This is a genomic window from Hallerella succinigenes (genome assembly GCF_002797675.1).
Taxonomy (GTDB): domain Bacteria; phylum Fibrobacterota; class Fibrobacteria; order Fibrobacterales; family Fibrobacteraceae; genus Hallerella; species Hallerella succinigenes.
This window is the reverse complement of sequence record NZ_PGEX01000001.1, coordinates 1,307,749-1,325,585: the sequence shown is the minus strand read 5'-3', so window position 1 is coordinate 1,325,585 and position 17,837 is coordinate 1,307,749. Positions and strand designations below refer to the sequence as shown.

General features: G+C 50.7%; 16 protein-coding genes. 14 read left to right on the top strand and 2 right to left on the bottom strand.

Annotation, left to right across the window (positions count from 1 at the left end; genetic code table 11):
* The first annotated feature begins 69 nt into the window (after window positions 1-69).
* Together BGX16_RS05950 and BGX16_RS05945 are read left to right on the top strand one after the other, a co-directional pair.
* The gene (locus BGX16_RS05950) at window positions 70-543 is read left to right on the top strand and encodes a DivIVA domain-containing protein (RefSeq protein WP_100425227.1); all 474 of its coding nucleotides are present in this window, start codon (window positions 70-72) and stop codon (window positions 541-543) included.
* Window positions 540-761 (top strand): DUF167 domain-containing protein, encoded by a 222-nt coding sequence (locus BGX16_RS05945; protein ID WP_100425226.1) that lies wholly within the window; start codon window positions 540-542, stop codon window positions 759-761. The genes BGX16_RS05950 and BGX16_RS05945 overlap by 4 nt, the downstream gene beginning before the upstream one ends.
* Before the next feature lie 13 nt (window positions 762-774).
* Here BGX16_RS05945 and BGX16_RS05940 read toward each other — a convergent pair whose 3' ends face one another.
* Window positions 775-2,262 carry a hypothetical protein gene (locus BGX16_RS05940; protein WP_100425225.1) on the bottom strand — a complete coding sequence of 496 codons (1,488 nt, stop codon included), beginning with the start codon at window positions 2,260-2,262 and terminating at the stop codon, window positions 775-777.
* A 44-nt stretch (window positions 2,263-2,306) separates the two neighbouring features.
* Between BGX16_RS05940 and pyrC the strand changes: the two genes are divergently transcribed.
* From pyrC to BGX16_RS05890, 10 genes are all read left to right on the top strand, one after another.
* On the top strand, window positions 2,307-3,302 hold the full coding sequence (gene pyrC / locus BGX16_RS05935; RefSeq protein WP_198514870.1) for a dihydroorotase: 996 nt from the start codon (window positions 2,307-2,309) through the stop codon (window positions 3,300-3,302).
* Window positions 3,303-3,408: 106 nt separating this feature from the next.
* Window positions 3,409-5,529, top strand: coding sequence for a glycoside hydrolase family 5 protein (locus BGX16_RS05930; protein ID WP_100425224.1), 2,121 nt, complete (start codon window positions 3,409-3,411; stop codon window positions 5,527-5,529).
* Between the two features lie 233 nt (window positions 5,530-5,762).
* Window positions 5,763-6,929: a ribose-phosphate diphosphokinase gene (locus BGX16_RS05925; RefSeq protein WP_100425223.1), complete on the top strand. Its 1,167-nt coding sequence runs from the start codon at window positions 5,763-5,765 to the stop codon at window positions 6,927-6,929.
* Between the two features lie 104 nt (window positions 6,930-7,033).
* The gene (gene nhaA, locus BGX16_RS05920; RefSeq protein ID WP_100425222.1) at window positions 7,034-8,413 is read left to right on the top strand and encodes a Na+/H+ antiporter NhaA; all 1,380 of its coding nucleotides are present in this window, start codon (window positions 7,034-7,036) and stop codon (window positions 8,411-8,413) included.
* Between the two features lie 229 nt (window positions 8,414-8,642).
* Window positions 8,643-9,326: a DUF4956 domain-containing protein gene (locus tag BGX16_RS05915; RefSeq protein ID WP_100425221.1), complete on the top strand. Its 684-nt coding sequence runs from the start codon at window positions 8,643-8,645 to the stop codon at window positions 9,324-9,326.
* Window positions 9,327-9,335: 9 nt separating this feature from the next.
* The gene (locus tag BGX16_RS05910; protein WP_100425220.1) at window positions 9,336-10,436 is read left to right on the top strand and encodes an HlyD family secretion protein; all 1,101 of its coding nucleotides are present in this window, start codon (window positions 9,336-9,338) and stop codon (window positions 10,434-10,436) included.
* Entirely contained in the window at window positions 10,433-11,740 is a 1,308-nt protein-coding gene (locus tag BGX16_RS05905) for a TolC family protein (protein WP_100425219.1), read from the top strand. The genes BGX16_RS05910 and BGX16_RS05905 overlap by 4 nt, the downstream gene beginning before the upstream one ends.
* Entirely contained in the window at window positions 11,737-12,579 is an 843-nt protein-coding gene (locus BGX16_RS05900) for a polyphosphate polymerase domain-containing protein (protein ID WP_100425218.1), read from the top strand. The genes BGX16_RS05905 and BGX16_RS05900 overlap by 4 nt, the downstream gene beginning before the upstream one ends.
* The gene (locus tag BGX16_RS05895) at window positions 12,576-14,138 is read left to right on the top strand and encodes a lamin tail domain-containing protein (protein WP_100425217.1); all 1,563 of its coding nucleotides are present in this window, start codon (window positions 12,576-12,578) and stop codon (window positions 14,136-14,138) included. Before BGX16_RS05900 ends, BGX16_RS05895 begins: the two co-directional genes overlap by 4 nt.
* Before the next feature lie 83 nt (window positions 14,139-14,221).
* On the top strand, window positions 14,222-14,935 hold the full coding sequence (locus BGX16_RS05890) for an NYN domain-containing protein (RefSeq protein WP_100425216.1): 714 nt from the start codon (window positions 14,222-14,224) through the stop codon (window positions 14,933-14,935).
* Here BGX16_RS05890 and BGX16_RS05885 read toward each other — a convergent pair.
* A complete protein-coding gene (locus BGX16_RS05885) occupies window positions 14,868-15,704 on the bottom strand; it encodes a hypothetical protein (RefSeq protein WP_100425215.1) in 837 nt (278 codons plus the stop codon). The genes BGX16_RS05890 and BGX16_RS05885 overlap by 68 nt on opposite strands.
* 138 nt (window positions 15,705-15,842) lie before the next feature.
* Between BGX16_RS05885 and BGX16_RS05880 the strand changes: the two genes are divergently transcribed.
* Both BGX16_RS05880 and BGX16_RS05875 read left to right on the top strand, forming a co-directional pair.
* Window positions 15,843-17,027 (top strand): ABC transporter substrate-binding protein, encoded by a 1,185-nt coding sequence (locus BGX16_RS05880; protein ID WP_100425214.1) that lies wholly within the window; start codon window positions 15,843-15,845, stop codon window positions 17,025-17,027.
* Between the two features lie 5 nt (window positions 17,028-17,032).
* The gene (locus tag BGX16_RS05875; protein WP_100425213.1) at window positions 17,033-17,833 is read left to right on the top strand and encodes a cyclic nucleotide-binding domain-containing protein; all 801 of its coding nucleotides are present in this window, start codon (window positions 17,033-17,035) and stop codon (window positions 17,831-17,833) included.
* Window positions 17,834-17,837 lie beyond the last annotated feature (4 nt).

Below are 17,837 nucleotides of genomic sequence, written 5' to 3'. Positions count from 1 at the left end.
GTTTTTATCTCACTCCACATTCCGCCTAAAATTTAAATCCTATATTATGGGTAATCAGAGGTTTATTTCATGGAACTCACGCCGCTCGACATCCGCAACCAGACTTTCCACACCAAACGCTTTGGCGGTTTTGACCCGGAAGAGGTCAAGGCTTTTCTCGAAACGGCCGCCAAGGCTTTTGAAGAATCCGGTCGTAACCGTACCGAGCTCACGGAACGTTTGAAAATTGCAGAAGAACGTGTGAACTATTACAAGCAAATCGAAAAGACGATTCAGGATGCGGCGGTCACAATGCAGCGCACGATGGAAGAGATCAAGCGCAACGCCGAAAAGGAAGGCGAACTGATTGTTGCCGAAGCAAAGACCCGCGCCCAGCACGAAGTGGAAAATACGAAGCGCGAAGCCGAAGATCTCCGCTCTGAAATCGAACAGCTGAAGCAGCTCCGCACGAACTATTTTATCCGCATCCGCGCTATGATCAAGAGCCAGTCCGACCTGCTTGCCGCGATGGAAAAGGAACAGGCTCCGGAATTTCCGGAATGAAGATCCAGATAAAAGTCCATGCTCGGAGCAAACGCGAAAGCGTTGTTCCGCAACCCGACGGCTCCTACAAAGTTGACGTGAAAGCGCCTCCCGTTGAAGGCAAGGCGAACGAAGCTGTCTGTAAAGTCATCGCAGAATATTTCAAAAAGCCCAAAAGCGCGGTCCGCGTTGCGATGGGTTCTACCAATAGCCGAAAGGTTGTCGAAATCGACGACTGATTTTTGGGGTTTCTTATTTCAATTTGCAGGGGAATTTTTGGGTGGAGAACGAAAGTGTATCTCCAAAGAATTGCGAGTAGGGATTCCGCTTCATCTTTACGAGGGAATTGGTAAAGAGAATCCCGTTGTCTTCTACGCTCGTGTTCAAAACCAAAGCGCATTTACCGCCCGAAACAAGGCGCGGACTTGTCGGCTTTGCCGCATTCTTTTTGAGGAAGACTTCGCTTGTATTTTTATAGGTGATGCTTTCGATAAAGTTTAAAAAGAGCGTTCCCGGAACTTTGTTCAAGGTACGGCAGAAAATGCGACCCTTGGAAGGAATGCAGTAATAAACGGAAGAGTCTTTGGTTTCGCGGAAGAATTCGTCTGCGGAAAGAGAAATGAAGTCCTGCTTTTCCTGGGGCACTTGTGCCACGGAGTCCGTTGCCGTGGAATCCTTTTTTGCGGGCGACTCGTAATATTCGATTTTGCGGACAAGGCGTTCAACATCGTAGGATTCTGCGGTACCGTCAGCGCCTTCATACACAAAGGATCCGTGTGTTTCGATCAGGACGGCGTTTCCGTGGGAGTCGTAAACGGTGCGGGATTCCTTTTCGCCGTGGCGGTAAACGGTACGTTCCGAAATGTCGGCACTGTCGCGGTAAACATAAAGGACGGTGTCGTTCTTGGGGGACCAGGCTTTGGAATGCTGGGTGATGAGATGCGTTAAACGGCCTTTGGAGTCGTACTGGTACGTTTCGGTATAATTCAAAAGATCGGGGTAGAACAGACGCTCATCAAATCGGAATTCCACTTTCTTTAAAAGGGAATCTTGAAATTCCCGTTTGATCGAACCGATTTTTTTGCCGTTTGCATCCATAGCGACAATGCGGACAAGGGAGTCGTTTTCGCCATATTCGTACAGATGGCGGAACTGGACGCTCGGCGTGTTGCCCGAGGCGGCTATAATCTGATGCTTGCTGTTTTCTTCCCAGGAGAGATGCCCGTCTGCGGAATTCCAGGAATGGTCGACCGGGCTTTGACGGTAGAAAGGCGTTCCCGTTTCTTCGACAATGCGGTTGTCGTTTCCGAGGAAGTAAACGTAGTCTCGGTTTGAATCAAAAACGTGGACGTAGATTTCGCGACGGTTTGCCTTGTGAATCACTTGGGCAAGGCTCGTTAAGCTGCCTGTGCTGTCATAGCTTGCGAAATCTGCCATTTCGCCTGTCGGCAGGTGGTGGATTTCGACGGTTCCCGAAAAATGGGGCTCGAGTAGATTGCCGTCGGCGTCTTTGGCGATGACGTAGTTCTTTTGGGAAATGTGTTTAACTGGCCCGTGAATGTCTTGATACTTTTTCGCTTCGAGATTTCCCAGGAGAACTTCATAGTCCGTTTTGATGTTGGGCGGATTTGTGTAGCTGAACTGCAGGCGTTCGGCTCCGCGGGTATCAAATTCTACGCTGCAAGAACAGAGGACGGCGATGGAAGACAGGGGAACGAGAAGTTTGCGGAGGGGAATCATGACCTTAATATATATTAAAAATGCTATTTTCTTTTGTGATGAAAATGTTAGAACTTCCGTTACCCGATGATTTCCATGTACACCTTCGCCAAGGCGTGTTGCTAGAAAACTATGCAAAGTCTATTGCGAAGGAATTTGGCCGCATTCTCGTGATGCCGAATACGGTTCCGCCGATTACAAGTGCTGCACAAATTCAGGATTACCGATCCCAGATTCAGCAGGCCGCTCCGGGCCTCGATTTGCTTTTGACGTTCAAACTGAATGCGAAATTCACCCCGGAAGATCTAAAGCAGATGAAAGAAGCGGGTGCCGTTGCCGGAAAGTATTATCCGGCGGGCGTCACCACGAACAGCGAAGACGGCGTCTCGGACTTCGATTCCATTCTCCCTGTCGTCGCCGAAATGGAAAAACTCGGACTGGTGCTGTGCATTCACGGTGAAGAACCGACCGCTTTCTGCCTCGACCGCGAAAAGGAATTTATCCGCCGCGTGGAATACCTGGCAGAACATTTTCCGAAACTGCGCATCGTTTTTGAACATCTTTCGACCAAGGCTTCCGTGGAAGAGGTCCTTCGCTTGCCGCAGAACGTGGCGGCGACGATCACGGTGCACCATCTGTTGCACACCTTGGACGATATCATCGGCGGTTCCCTTCAGCCGCATCACTTTTGCAAGCCGACGCCTAAACGCCCGGAAGACCGCGAAGCGCTTCGAAAAGCGGCGTTCAGCGGAAATCCGAAGTTCTTCTTCGGCTCGGATTCGGCACCTCACGCTCAGAGCAAAAAGGAATGTTGCTGTGGTGCGGCAGGCGTCTATACGGCTCCGGTCGCCGTCCCAGCTTTGATCCAGATTTTTGAAGAAGCCGGTGAACTCGACAAACTTTCGAACTTTATCGGCGCTTTTGGTGCGGATTTTTACCGGATTCCGCGACAGACAAAAAAGGTCGTCTATGTCGAAGACCCGTGGACGGTTCCGGAGATTGTAGATGGTGCTGTTCCCCTTTTTGCGGGAAAATCGCTAAAATGGAAGCGAATGGAGTGATCTAACTAAATTGCAAAAGATTTTGCAATTAACAAAAGTTTACATTCGGGTGTTTGGACGCATAGAAATTTAGATTTAGGCTGTCACTATATATAGAGGTTGGTCTATGAGAAACTTGATTCCGTTGATGGCTGCAACGGCTCTTGCCGCTCAGGCGTGGGCTCTTCCGAATGCGGCTACCATCCAGCAGAGTATGGGCTTTGGTATTAACATCGGTAACACGATGGAAGTGCCTATTACAAGCTCTTGCACCAATATGAATTGCTGGGGCAACTCGTTCCCGACTGAACAGTACATTCAGGATATTGCAAAGGCGGGTTTTTCGTCGGTGCGTATTCCGACGGCTTGGTATACCCATGCCGATCCGACGACGGGTACCATTAACGAAGGTTGGCTCGACTCTGTTTACACCGTCGTGAAGATGGTTGTCGACAACGGCATGTATGCCTTCCTCAACAGCCACTGGGATACCGGTTGGCTTGAAGACAATGTTTTTGCGGGTTCCCATCCTACGGGTGAATCGTCTACCGCAACGACGGACTCTGCCTTGGTGAACAAGCTCCAGGGCCAGTTCTGGACGCAGATTGCAAACAAGTTCAAGGATTTCGACGAACATGTGCTTTTCGGCAGTGCAAACGAACCGGGCGTGAATGACGTTTGGCTTTCGTCTGGCCAGGTCCAGTTTACTGCAGAACGTGTGGCTTTGTTGAATCGCTATCATGAAACGATGATTAACGCAGTCCGCTCTACGGGCGGAAACAACGCAACCCGTACGATCGTCGTGCAGGCTCCGCGTACCGATGAAGCTTTGATGCTTTCCCTTTTTGCCAATAACATGCCGCGCGATCCGGCGGGCGTTGGTTATTTGATGGCGGAATTCCACTTCTATCCGTATCAGTTCTCTTTGATGAAACAAGATGAATACTGGGGCAACTGCTTCTATTACTGGGGCGAAGAAAACTATTCCACGACGGATATCGCTCACAATGCAAACCGTCAAAAGGTGATCTCTGGAAACGATACGACTTATGTGCTGAACGAAAATCAGTATGCAGGTCCGGCTTATACGGACTCTGTCTTCGCGGCTATCAAGGCTGCCTTTGTCGATAAGGGTTACCCGGTGGTCATCGGTGAATATGCGGTGATCAAACGCCCGCAACTTTCGGGCGAAAACCTTCGCAAACATTTGAATTCCCGAGTCACTTGGTACAAGCGAGTGAACGAACTTTCGAACCAGTATGGCTTTGTTCCGTTCGCATGGGATATCGGTGCTGAAGGAGATGCCGATCACACGATTATTTTGCGTCAGAATGGCCACAGCGGCATTTACGATTACAACGTTTTGAATGCGATGCGTTCTGCTTACGGTCTTGACACTTTGGAAGGCGACATCATTGACTCCCTCGTGACGGCAAGCCTCGACGTTTCTAACCGTGCGGTTCAATTGACTTATACGAAAGCTAGTTCGGATACGAACGAAACGGGTACATTCCGTTTGAATGTCGGCGGTAAGGATTGGAGCAACTATGTAGGCGTTTCCTTCCTCGCTAAGGTGGATTTGGACTATGCCCCTCTGAAGGGAGAATCTTATGGCTGGATCGCTCTTAGCCCGTTTGCCATGTCCGGCACGAATTGGGCGTGGAGCGATTTCAACTTTTCGACAGACGATATCCTGGATGGGCAGTGGGCGAATTATGTGTTCCCGCTGAGCTCGAACGGAATGGATCTTGCAACGCCGACAAACGTTCAGGCTTTTGGTATCAACGTTTACGGCACGCAGGTGACGGGAACGGTTACGATCGATAACATCGTGCTTCTGAAGAAAGACGGTTCTGCAGATACTCTCGCCACCTTTAACAAGTCGGTGACGGGCGAAACGGAAGGCATTATTAAGAATGCGGAATTGGTGGTTCCGGAACTTCCGGCTAAGATTCTGACGGTCGGTTCTTTGGGAACACAAGGCATTCAGAAGCAGGCAGCGTCAGTCCCTGCCAAGATGCATGTGAATATTCAGCGTGGCACGGTCACGGCGATGTTCACCGCTTCGAGTGCAGCGAAGGGCCAGGCTCTTCTCTTGAACGGTCTGGGCCAGGTTGTTTCTCAGCAGAACTTCGCAGGTAAGGCTGGCACGAATAGCGTTCAGCTCTCTACCGGATTCCGCGGCCCGGCATTCTTGATTGTCAAGCAGGGCAGCCAGAAGTACACGGCTCGCATCAATTTGAAGTAATTCGAAAAGTTGCAACGAAAGGCTCAGGCATTTGCCTGGGCCTTTTTATATGTATTCAAACTCGCCGGCTATGCCGGCGGGTTCGTTTTTATGGGTTTTGGATTGTTCGTTGCATCTTCCCTTTTTTGTATAAAAATCGACATTTTTGTGAAAGTCTTTCGTGCGAAGCTTTTGCCTTAACACAAAAGAAATCATTTTCTATCTTTAGGATACCCCCAAAAAAGGATTCTTGGATGCAAGATCGATTCATTGTTACTGGAACCTTCACTGACGACCCGTTTGCGATTGACATTGCTCAATACATCGGCCTTCGTGAAGACATTTCCGATACGGTTTCGCTCAAAACCTATGCGAACACCGAATTCTGTCCACGTTACATGCTCGACGTTTACGATGACGAAAACATCGGTAAGCGCCTCAAGGGCAAGATCGTCCTCATCTGCTCGTCGACTTCTCACGAGTGGAGCCGTAACGACCTTGCCATGCGCGTCTGCATTTTGGCCCGTGCCGCTAAGGAAAATGGCGCCGAAGGCGTTGTTCTCGTGGAACCGGACCTGTTCTACAGTGCCCAGGACCGCGGAGCCCACCGCGTCGGCGATCTCGAAAAGGATCGTCCGGTTGCAGACCTGAAGAAGTTTGACGGTCAGCCGTTTACCGCTCTTCTCTTTGCTCAGCTCCTCAAGGAAGCGGGCGTGGACGAAGTCGTGACAGTGCATAACCACTCGGTCAAGGTCCAGAACCTTTACAGCGAAATTTTCGGTGGTCATTTCCACAACATGATTCCGACGGAAATGTATGCCCACTACATCAAGACTTCTAACTTTGTGCAGACCGGGAAGGACGGCGATAACCTCGTCATCGTCGCACCGGATAAAGGTGCAACTCCGTTTGTGAACGCAATGTTCGACGCTCTCCAGCTGCCGAAGTGCAAACGCGTGATCATGAGCAAGGTTCGTACTGGCGAACGTGAAGTCAGCATGTCCCTTTCTCCGGAAAGTGAAGTCCAGCTCGACTACCTCAAGGGCAAGGACGTGATTGTGTTCGACGATATGGTCCGTACCGGTTCTACAATCGTGCGATGCTGCGACTACCTGAAGACCGGCAAGCCGAACCGCGTTTGCTTTTGCGTGTCTCACTTCAATTCTAGCCCGGAAGCCCGTGAAAAGCTCAACAGTCCGGCTATCGATGAAATCCTTACGACGAACACTATCCCGGATATTATGAACCGTGACTGCCAGGGCCGTCTGCGTCACAAGCTCACCGTTCTGAAAATCGCGAAGTGGATGTCTCGTTACGTGATGCGCCTCTATGGTGAAGATGACGGTCGTTTCGACAAGAACTTCTATAAGGTCGATATGAGTTCTAAGAATCCGCGTTGGCCGCCTCCGCACATGTATTAATTTGTTCTAAAGGCTTCATGTTTCATGAGGCCTTTTTTTATGCTCTTGTTTTTTTTGTAATTTTAACGCCCCGTTGTTCTTTTCATATAAGGAAGTTTAACAGAATGGAAGAAAAAGAAGTCCTTGGTACAAAGGTTCCGTTGCAGGCAATCGACAAGTTCGTGGCGCCGGTGCAGCGATTCTTGAAAATTGAATCGACGGCTGGTATCGGTCTCATTGCCGTGACGATTATCGCGCTTTTGTGGGCGAACCTTTCAAATGAAACGTATCTCGCTTTTTGGTCACTTCCGTTCAATTTTACGATTGGACCGTGGAGCATCGATAAGGCTCTTCACCATGCGCCGACCCTCGGCTGGCTTGTGAACGATGCCTTGATGACGATTTTCTTCTTCTCGGTCGGCCTTGAAGTGAAAGGCGAAATCGTTCACGGTGAATTGCACGATATGCGCAAGGCTCTTTTGCCTGTGCTCGCGGCAATCGGCGGTATGATATTCCCGGCGGTTATCTACTTGGTGATTTGCCCGGGTGAAGCTCACCACGGTTGGGGCATTCCGATGGCGACGGATATTGCGTTTACGGTCGGCTGTATGGCGCTTCTCGGTACGCGTATTCCGCATGGTTTGCGAGTGATGATTTTGACGCTTGCGATTGCGGACGATATCGGTTCGATTATCGTGGTGGCTGTGGGTTATTCGAGCGGTGTGCAGTGGAGCGCCTTGGGCATTGCCGTTATCTTCCTCACTTTGACCTGGCTTTCGTTCCGCTTGGGCATTCGCAACCTGTTTGTGCACGGCGTACTGGCGGTTATCTCTTGGTTCTGCTTTGTGCAGAGCGGTGTGCATCCGACCATTTGCGGTGTGATCATTGGTCTTTTGACTCCGGTGGCTCCGATGGTGAAGCGCGCTTACATGGATCAGTTGATTGTGACGGTTGGCGACGCGGTGAAGGAAAACCGCCCGATGACAAACGACCAGCGTAAGGAAGTGCTTGCGATGCTCGAAAAGACTTCCCGTGAAAGCGGTTCGTTGCAGGGCCGTTTGAATACGCATTTGCAGCCGTGGGTGAACTTTGTGATTATGCCGCTCTTCGCTTTGGCGAATGCGGGCGTGGTTATTGAACCGAGCGCGGTGAGCCTCGTTACGCTTTCCGTGGCGCTAGGCCTTGTGATCGGTAAGCCGCTCGGCATTTTCCTTGTGTCTTTTGCTGCGATCAAGGCGAAGATCTGTATGCTTCCGACCGGTGTGAACTGGAAAATCCTTTTGGGTGGCGGTATGCTTGCGGGTATCGGCTTTACGATGTCTCTCTTTGTGGCAGGCCTTGCCTTTGGCGATCCGGCGCATGCGACGTATCTTGCCGGTGCGAAGGTCGGTATCTTGACAGGCAGCTTTGCTTCGGCGATTTTCGGCATCCTCTTTATGAAGATTGTTTCGAAGCCGACGAACACGCCTGAGGAATCCAGCAGTGACGCCGTGGAACCCGTTTAACGACTGGGCGTAAAAGTTCCAAATCGGGATGGTTTTGTGGGAAAAGGGGCGGATTTGTCGCTCCTTTTCTTGCGAAATTTCAGAAAGTTGAATGTAAAAGGGATGAAAAATCCCGAAGGGCGCTTTTTGACCTACGGAATGGGGTGAAAATGCGCTTTTTAAACTTTTATTTGGATGCGTTCCGTTTTGCCTGAATCTAATTTCAGGGTATAACCTTTTGGAGTGCATTATGTTAGATCTTCTCACAGTCCAATCTAGCGCAGCTTATCCGACCGTTATTACGATGGCGTACACGCTGCTTCTCGCTTTCGTCTGTTCTACAGCGATTGGTTTTACCTATGAACATACCTTCCTCGGTCTTTCGTATTCGAGGAATTTTGTGCAGGCGCTCGTGTTGAGCTCCGTGGTAGCAGCTACGGTGATGCAGGCGATCGGTGATAATGTGGGTCGTGGTCTCGGTATGCTCGGTGCGCTTTCCATCGTTCGATTCAGAACGAGCTTCAAGGATCCGCGCGATATCATGTTCCTGTTTGCGGCACTCGGCGCGGGCATCGGCTGCGGTGTGTTTGCCTGGGGTATCGCTGCGGGTGGAACCTTGACCTTTTGTGTAATCGCTTTTGTGCTTTCCCGTTCGGGACTCGGTACCAAGAATTTCTTCGACGGTATGCTCCGTTTTGCAATGCCGAATAATTCGGAATCCCGCGCTCAGTTAGAAAAGATTATGCGGGCGAATATCAAGACATTTGTGCTGATTACGATGCGAGAGGTGGACGGAGGAGAACGCATTGATGTAGCCTACCAGGTTCGACTGCGCCGCAAGCGCCCGGCAAATGAAGTGCTGAAGGAGCTGACTCTGGTCCCGGGCATTTCGGACATTCACTTCATGATGCAAGACGCGACGACGGAAGTGTAGGAGGCTATCATGGGTTTCTCTAAAAAATTAGACGAATTGGCAGATCTGAACTCTTCGCGTTTTCATGCAATCGAATCGCACAAGATGCTTATCGCTTGGATTTTTGCGGTCGCGTCGATTATTGCCCTCGGTTATTTTTTCCACGGTCAGAAGATTGTGTTCTCGGGTATTGCGGAAGCTGCGGAAACGACTGTCAGTATGCCGGAAGCGGTAGAAGTCGTGAAAATTCACGTGATTCCTGGTCAGGAAGTTCAGGCGGGCGATACGCTTGTGGAACTCAGCCGTCCGGATCTTGCTGTGCGTATGAACGAGCTTACCCGTGAACTCGACGCTCTCGAAGGCCGTACCAATTTGAATTCGGCGGACATCGATCAGAAAGTGGCGAGCATTCAATCGGATTTGAACATCAAGCGCAATACGATTCTTCTTGAAATTGACAAGCTCAGTCAGCAGTACGAACAGAACAAGGCGATTTCTTCGAAGCTCAAGAGCATTTCGACTTCGATCAAGACAGACAGCTCGAATGGTATTCTGCTTTCCATTCGCAATCTGAAGCAGGAATTGAAAATTGCGGAATCGAATGCCGCTTCCCAGATCCGTCTTCTGCGCGGTAGCAAGGGCCTTGCAAAGTCCAGCAACAAGACGGAAGCCGAAGCGCTCCGCCGCGAAATGGACATCCTGAAGCAGCAACAGCAGGAACTGACGATCATCGCCAAGGAAGGCTGGGTCGTGGCGACTGTGGAAGCGCGTGACGGCGAAAAAATTTCGAGCTACAACCCGATCATCACTTTGACGCACAAGGCGGTGACTCTCGTGCGCGGCTACATCAACGAAAAGGTGTACACCCGCATCCAGGTCGGTGACGCGATCGAAGTGATCAGCGGTTCCGGTGAACGCATGGATGGTGAAGTGCTTGGAATGTCGAGCCGCATCGTTCCGTATCCGATCCGTTTGCTTAAGATGGTCGATATGCCGCTCTACGGTCGTGAAGTGATGATTCGCGTTCCGGACAAGAACGGTCTCCTTCTCGGCGAAAAAGTGACGATTGCGGAAAAAAGCAAAATGCCGAAGATCTTGGAAAACTCTGCGATCCAGGGAGGTCAGGAATGAAAACTTTAGCTTGGTGCGGGATTCTCGTGGCATGCGCTGTCGCGGAGCCTCTCACGTGGGACAAGCTCGTTGCGTCTGCGGATGAAGATCCCGTTATTCAGGCTTCGCAAAAGAAGCAGACTGCTATCGGGGGCCGTTCTTGCACCAGACTTTGGGATGATCTCGAGTTTGAATATACGCTCGACGGTTTTGGATTCCTTGAACATGATTTCGAGTTGAAGATCAAGCCGAAGGCGTTTGGCGAAGGATCCGCGGATGAAGCTTACTGGAAGAGCCAGGTGGAGTATCAGCGTGCGCTGATGAACTACGACCGTTCCGCAGTGATGTTTGAACGTTATGAACACGCTCTGCGTTACGTGCTGCGCCAGCAGATCCGTTTGATCCATGAACAGCTCGCTCAGATCGCCGCGGACCGCATTGAAGTCTTGCAGGCGCTGGCGGGTTCTGAAACCTTTCGTTTGCAGGACCTGGTGACGGCGATGGAAGAACAGGCTGCGATCAGTGCAAAGCTCGTGGCGGATTCGAACTCGATGAACGATTCGAAACTCAAGCTCCTTTCGTTTGTGAAGGGATACGATTCCGTTTCGATCGATTCGAATTTTCTTCCGACGATAGATGAGCTGAAGAGTATTCTGAAGGACATGCCGATGGATGCGGAAAAGTACGCCGACGTCGCCGCCGCGAAAGCCAAGTGGCTGGTGAACGAAAAGAAGGCGGGCCAGGACGCGGCCGGTGAACGCAATTTCATTTCGAAGATCGGCGTCGGCTACAAGTACGTGCATGCAAAGTACAAGTACAAATGGGTGACGCAGTCCTGCTCTGGTTCTTCTTGCACAGAAGAATGGCAGTTGCAGCGTACCGACGACGACCGCAGAACTCAAGACAAGTTCTATGCCTCTGTCGCTATTCGTTTGCCGTTCTTCTCGGGAAACGACAATTCAAACCTCAAGCGCCAGATTGACGTTCTCGAAAGCGAACGCGACTACCAGGAAGCGAAGCGCGATTTGAGCCAGAAGGTGGAACGCTTGCGTGAAGAAATCCTCGGCTTAATCGCGGAACGCGATGTGCAGCAGAAGTTCGTGGAACAGGTGGACCAGGGCGCGCTCTTCGAAGACTTTGCGACGAAGGCGGGCAACGATCCTCTTCTTCTTTTGCGCGCCAAGGAAAGCTCCTTGCAGAGCCAGCTGAAGATTGTTCAGCTCGATATGGACATCTTTACCATCTACTTGGATATGCTCGACAGAATGGGTGCGCTTGCGCGTACCGATGTGACGAATCATTTGAAAGCGGGACCTGCAAAATGAGTGAAGCGCGCGGATTCAGCCTGCTCGAAAGATTCGAGCTCAAGTATCATATTCCAGTATCACTCGCCGACGAGATAGGCGAGTTCTTGAAGCCGTACTGTGAAGAGGACTACTATTCCAAAATCACACCGGGTAAATTCTATTGGATTACGAATTTGTACCTGGATTCGCCGCGCTGGACTTTCCTCGGCTGGAAAAAGGCGGGGCTATTGGACCGTTTCAACATGCGCGTCCGCACGTATGGGGAACATCCGGCCGATGACGGCTTTTTTCACTTTGAATGCAAACGCAAAATCGGACGTGTCTGCTACAAGAGCCGTGGAACCATCAAAGGCGTAAATCCTTCCTTTGTCTGGGAACACCCGGAAGAGGAATGGCCGTGCAAAACGGACCAGGACCGCAAATACATCCGCGAATTCTTGAACAAGACGTGGCTGCACAATGCACATCCGAGACTGCTCACGCAGTACAAGCGTCGCGCCTGGTTCGGCACTCGCGAAGAATATTCCCGTGTGACGATCGATATGGGAATGCGCTTCCGCGAAGAAAACGGCTTCGATTATACCGTGAATCCGCAGGAAATGTGGTCTACGGGTATTCCGAGATTCTTCCAAAAGGACTGCAATGCTGTGCTTGAACTCAAATGTCCGGCTTTGCAGGTACCTTATTGGATGCTCGATTTGATTCGTCGTTTTAATTTAAAGCATGGCGCATTTTCTAAGTTCGGAAATGCAGCTGCCGAATGGAAACGCGTTTACGAAAAGCCGAAGGACTTCCGCGATGCGCGCTTCCCATATTTGGCAGGTAACTTTGAAGATTCGAAGGAGATCTTTGCATGAAAAAAATATTACCCTTGGCGGTTTCCGCCGCCATGCTCTCTACGTTTTCCATGACAGCCTGCTCCGAAAGCAGCAGTGGAAAAACGCGTACCGTTTCGATCCCGGCGATGGCCGTGACGGAACTCATGTATCATCCGGCGGACGGCTATCCGGAATTTGTGGAACTCACCCTTTCGGGAACATCCCTTTCCAGCATGTCCAACGTGAATTTGCGTTTGGACGGCGCTGTGGAATTTACGTTCCCCGATGAAGCACTCGACAAGGGTGAAATCATCGTGGTGACGGAAGACTCGGCGCTTTTCCGTGAAAAGTATCCGGATTACAAGGGGCGCCTGTTCCAGTGGGACGCCGGCTTTAAGCTTTCGAACTCGGGCGACGTGTTGGAAGTGAAGCTCGACGGTAAAGGCGACTTTGACGCCCGTTACGACAACAATCCTCCTTGGCCAAGTCTTGCCGATGGCAATGGGAGCTCTCTCGTTTACATGGGAGAAAATCCTGCCTATGCGGAATCCTGGGCGGCGAGCAAGATCGTGAACGGAAATCCGGGTTCGACCGAAGATCCTTATTATGCAACTTCCTCGGTGCGCATCAACGAAATCATGCCGTACCACAGCGACGAAACCGGCTCCTGGATTGAATTTTACAATGCGGGAACTTCGAAAACGGACATCAGCGGATGGAAGGTTGTCCGTGCTGACGCAAAAGACAGCGTCCGTTACATTCCGAGCGGAACGACGATTGCGGGTGGCGCTTACCTTTCTTTGCACACGCTCCTTACGGAAGACGGTAACGAGTCAAGCGTTTCTTTTGTCGCCCGCGGTGAAGCGGTTTACCTGCGTGAAGTGCAGGATGGTGAAGTGACCGGTGTGGAATCGGGCATGGAATATTCCGCCGTCCCGACGGGGCTTTCTGCCGGCGTAATCGAACTTTCCGACGGGTCGACCCAGCAGGGAACTTTGCAGAAACCGACTGAAGGCGCTAGGAATTCCGAAATCGATCTCGGACCGATTTACATCAGCGAAGTCTTCTACAATCCGCTCGACGGCGACGTGGAATTCCTTGAAATCGTGAACAAGGGTGATTCGACGGTAACGCTCCGCCCTATGCTCAACTTGAGCTACAAAGGCTGGAAAATCGGCGGTGTCGGCTTTGAATTTGGAGAGAACCATACGCTCGAACCAGGTGAAGTCGCAGTCCTTATCCCGTCTTCTTATACGGATACGGACGGTTACACGTCGGTGAGCATTACTGTAGACGAATTCCGCAAAAAGTGGGAAGGCGTGCTTGCCGATTCCGTTCAGGTTTTCCAGTATACGGGTAAGCTTTCGAACCGCGGCGAAAAGGTCTCGGTCGAAGAACCTTCCGAAGTGGCAAAGGACCTGAAGGATTCGACGATTGTCTACTACCACGTCTCCGATGCGCTCCTCTACTCCGACGGCGGCCTTTGGCCGGAAGAAGCGGACGGTAAAGGTTACAGCTTGAATCGTATCGATTACACGATCTCGGGTTATGAACCTTCGAACTGGGAAGCGAAGGAGCCGACTCCGGGCGTTTTGTAAAATTTTATTTCGCGGTGGACAAATCACAGCGAAAAACGTCTTATTCCTAAGAGGGTTCCACTTTACAAGGAGGGAACCCTTTTATGTTAGAATCCAAATTCCAAGGTAACACAGCCCCGCTCAAAGTGGGGCTTTTCGTCGATGGCTTTACCATGCGCAAGGTCAACGAATATTACCGGAGTGCAAATCCGGAATGTTCGGGCATCAACTTTTTAGGATTAAAGCATTGGGTCGCCGTTCAAGCGAGCCGCTACTTTTGGCCCGGACATGCAATCGAAATGATGGCGCATTATTACCATCCCTACCGCAATCCCGAAGAGGATAACGATTACCGCCACCGCGGCATGATGTACTTTTCGGACGAGCTCAAGAAGGCTGGCTACGACGTGCATTTCGCAGGTGTCAATTATGCGAACGACCTTTGCCCAAACTTAGAACTCAAAGAAGATGTAATGCTGTATGCGCAGTACCATCAGCTACACGCTCTTGTGCTTGTAAGTACGCAAGGACAGTTCGCCACCGTTCCGCAGACGCTTGCATCCATGGGAATCCAGACGCTTCTGCTCGGCTGGAACTTTGTCTATCACAACCGCGACCGCGAAGTCCACTGGCACACAGATCAGGACTTGAGACGTGCCGCCACTTACTTTGTACCGATGGAACAGATTATGAAAAAAGCCAGCACCGATGTGCTGGCTCAAGAACTCTTTCTATCTCCGAGATTGAAGATTAAAGCTTATCGCGAAGTTTCTTCTGGTTTTCCGAGAGGAACGTCCAGGTTACCTTTGCGCCAATAAAGTAGGTGTCTCCGTTGTTGTCCGGATCGCCGAGCTTTGCGCCTTCCACGTCAAACTCGTTGAAACGGATGACGCGGTAACCGCCGTAGACGCCAATCGAGAACGGGTCGAAGGCGAGACGCAATTCGAGTTCGCTGTTGAAGGTCGGGGAGAAGACGCTGTAGTAGCGGTTGCGAGCGTTGACATAAGTGCCATCGCTCGATTCAAAATCATAATTGGAAGCGAGGTGAATGTTCAGGAGGTTGAAACCGATACCGAAGGAGGGAATCAGGTTGATGACTGTATTTTCGCCGAAGAGCTTCCAGCCGAACATCCAATCGATGCCGTAAGCGAACCACTTCACATCGTAAAGGTCCTTGCTTGCGCTGCTCTTGGCAGAAGGCTTATCGGAGATCTGAGTCGGCATAAAGTTGATGTCGAACCAGGTGAGGAACTGGTGGTACTGCGCACCGACTTCCACGTGCATACCGAGGTAGTAGTCGTTGAAGTGTTCGTAGCTTCCGATAGAACCATCCGGTTTGATCGTTGTTATGGTGTCGCCGTCGGCATTGACTTCTTGAACCATGTAGCCCTGGTTCTTGTTGAAAAGCACCTTGTTCAGGTAGTCTGCGTAAGCGCTACGCATGCCGCGGTAGTCTGCGCCAAAAGAAATGAATCCGCGAATATCATGCTTTTCATAGAAACCTTCTTCAGGCTCTGCAAATGCGGAAGTCGTTATAGCGCAAAGACTTGCGACGAAAAGAAGAATGGAAAGTGTTCTGTTTTTCATAACATTAAAATAGCTTAAAAATCCTTTTACGGACAGGGCTCTATAAAATTCCACTTGAAAAGTCCAAGAAAGAGAGGCGTTTAGATGGCTGATTCGGACTTTTAATGCTTTTTCCCGCCAATTTTTTATGTTTGGGCTATGAAGAAAAATTTGCTCCGCCTGTTTTTCGCCCTAGTCCTCGCAGGAATCCTCTATTTATTCTTTGCCCAGTTAAAGCTTCCCGAGGCGGTCGTTCCTACACTTGCGGAGGATTGTGCCGAAGTTCCGGAAATGACGCTTTCCCACGCTAAAAATTTTGGCGTGAACCGTTGCGGAGAATTCCGCATTTTGTGGGTCAAGAACGGGACTGCGGATTCGCTCCGTTGGCTGCTCAGGGATTCCCTTTCTCCGAAGAACGTACCGCAGAATTTGGCAGAGCTTCCGGTGGTCGAAATCCCGGCGAAGCGCATTGCTATTCTCTCTTCGACGTATCTCGGATATTTGACGGCACTGGGCGTGGAAAATCGCGTGGGCGTGATCGATGTGAAGAAGTACATCGCGAACCCGGAATTCTATGCCCGCGTGGATTCTCTGAAAATTGTCGAAGCCGGCGAAGGCATGGCGATGTCGGCGGAAGCGATTTATGAATCCCGTTCCGATGTAATCTTTGCCTTTTCGATGGGGGAGTCGATTCACGATGCGTTCCCGAAGCTCGCTCGGCTGAAAATGTCCGTGGTGCTGACTTCGGAATGGACGGAAAACAGTCCGCTTTCCAAGGCGGAATGGCTCAAGTTTTTTGGCCTGATTGTGGGGAAGGAGACGCTTGCGGAGTCTCTCTTTAACGACAAGGTCAAGCGTTACGAAGACTTGCGGGCAAAGCTGGATTCGCTTTTGCAAAATGAAAAACGTCCGGTGGTGATGACGGGAACGCCTTCCTCGGGAACTTGGTACGCTTCTCCGGGTAAAAGCTTTATGGCGAACTTGATCCACGATGCGGGTGGCGAATATCTGTGGCACGAGGATTCCTCGGTCGCATCTTTTTCGCTTCCGTTTGAAAAGGCTTTTGCTGATGCGCAGAAAGCGGAGATGTGGTTGAATCCGGGAGCGGCAAAGAACATGCAAGAGATTTATGCGCGGGATTCTCGTGTGGAACGTTTGCCGGTATGGAAATCGAGGGAAATTTACGAGTACGATTTGCGAAAAGGACCGGAAGGCGGGATTGATTTTTACGAAAGTGCCGTCGTAAAACCGGATTCTCTATTGTTAGACGTGGCGAAAATGCTTCATCCGGCATATTTTAAAAGTATCCCGTCCAAATGGTATCGTAAACTTTCTAATATTTAGATGCTATGACAGCTCATTCTAGTATCGGTGATTGGATTTCAGCTTCTTATGAAAGAGAAGTTCCCTTTCTGCAACAGATTCCGCGTGAATCCGCTGACTTCTTTTTGCTGAATTCCCAGATTCGTGAATATGAAGCGGGTGATGTGATTATTACGGGCGATCGCGAAGGCGAATCGTTCTGCGTGTTGCAGAGCGGCCGTGCGCAAATTTGCGGTCAAATGATGGCAAATGGACGTTGTAATTCGTTGGGCTGGCTCGAAGCGGGCGCATGCTTCGGTGAAATGTCGATTCTTTGCAACGAGAAGACGAGCAATACCGTCGTCGCTTTGGAAGACTGCACCGTGTTGCACCTTTCCCGCGATTCGTTCATCAAGTTCCTTGAAAAGAATCCGAGCATCATGGTCTGCCTGTACAAGATTGCCGCAGACCGTCTCCGCGCCAAGAATCAGGCTCTCGACGAATTCGAAAGCCTTTCCCTTCTCGCAAGTGCCAAGGTCCTTCCGTTCATCGATTTTGCGCAAACTCTCGAAAAGAGCCGTGTGACGGGTACCGTTCTGTTTGAATGCAACGGTGAAACAGGCTTTATCGCGTTCAAGGAAGGCCGTATTTGCTGTGCAAAGAGCGGACGCCTTGCCGGTCCGGACGCTTTGGAACTCATGCTCTCTTGGAGCGATAATACCCTTTTTAAGTTGGACACGCACCTGATGCCGGATACGATCAACATCAGTCAGCAGTCCGATACGACCAGTTTAATTTTGGACGCTTTGAGAAATATCGACGAGAAGCAGTCCCAGCAAAAGAATTAATTCA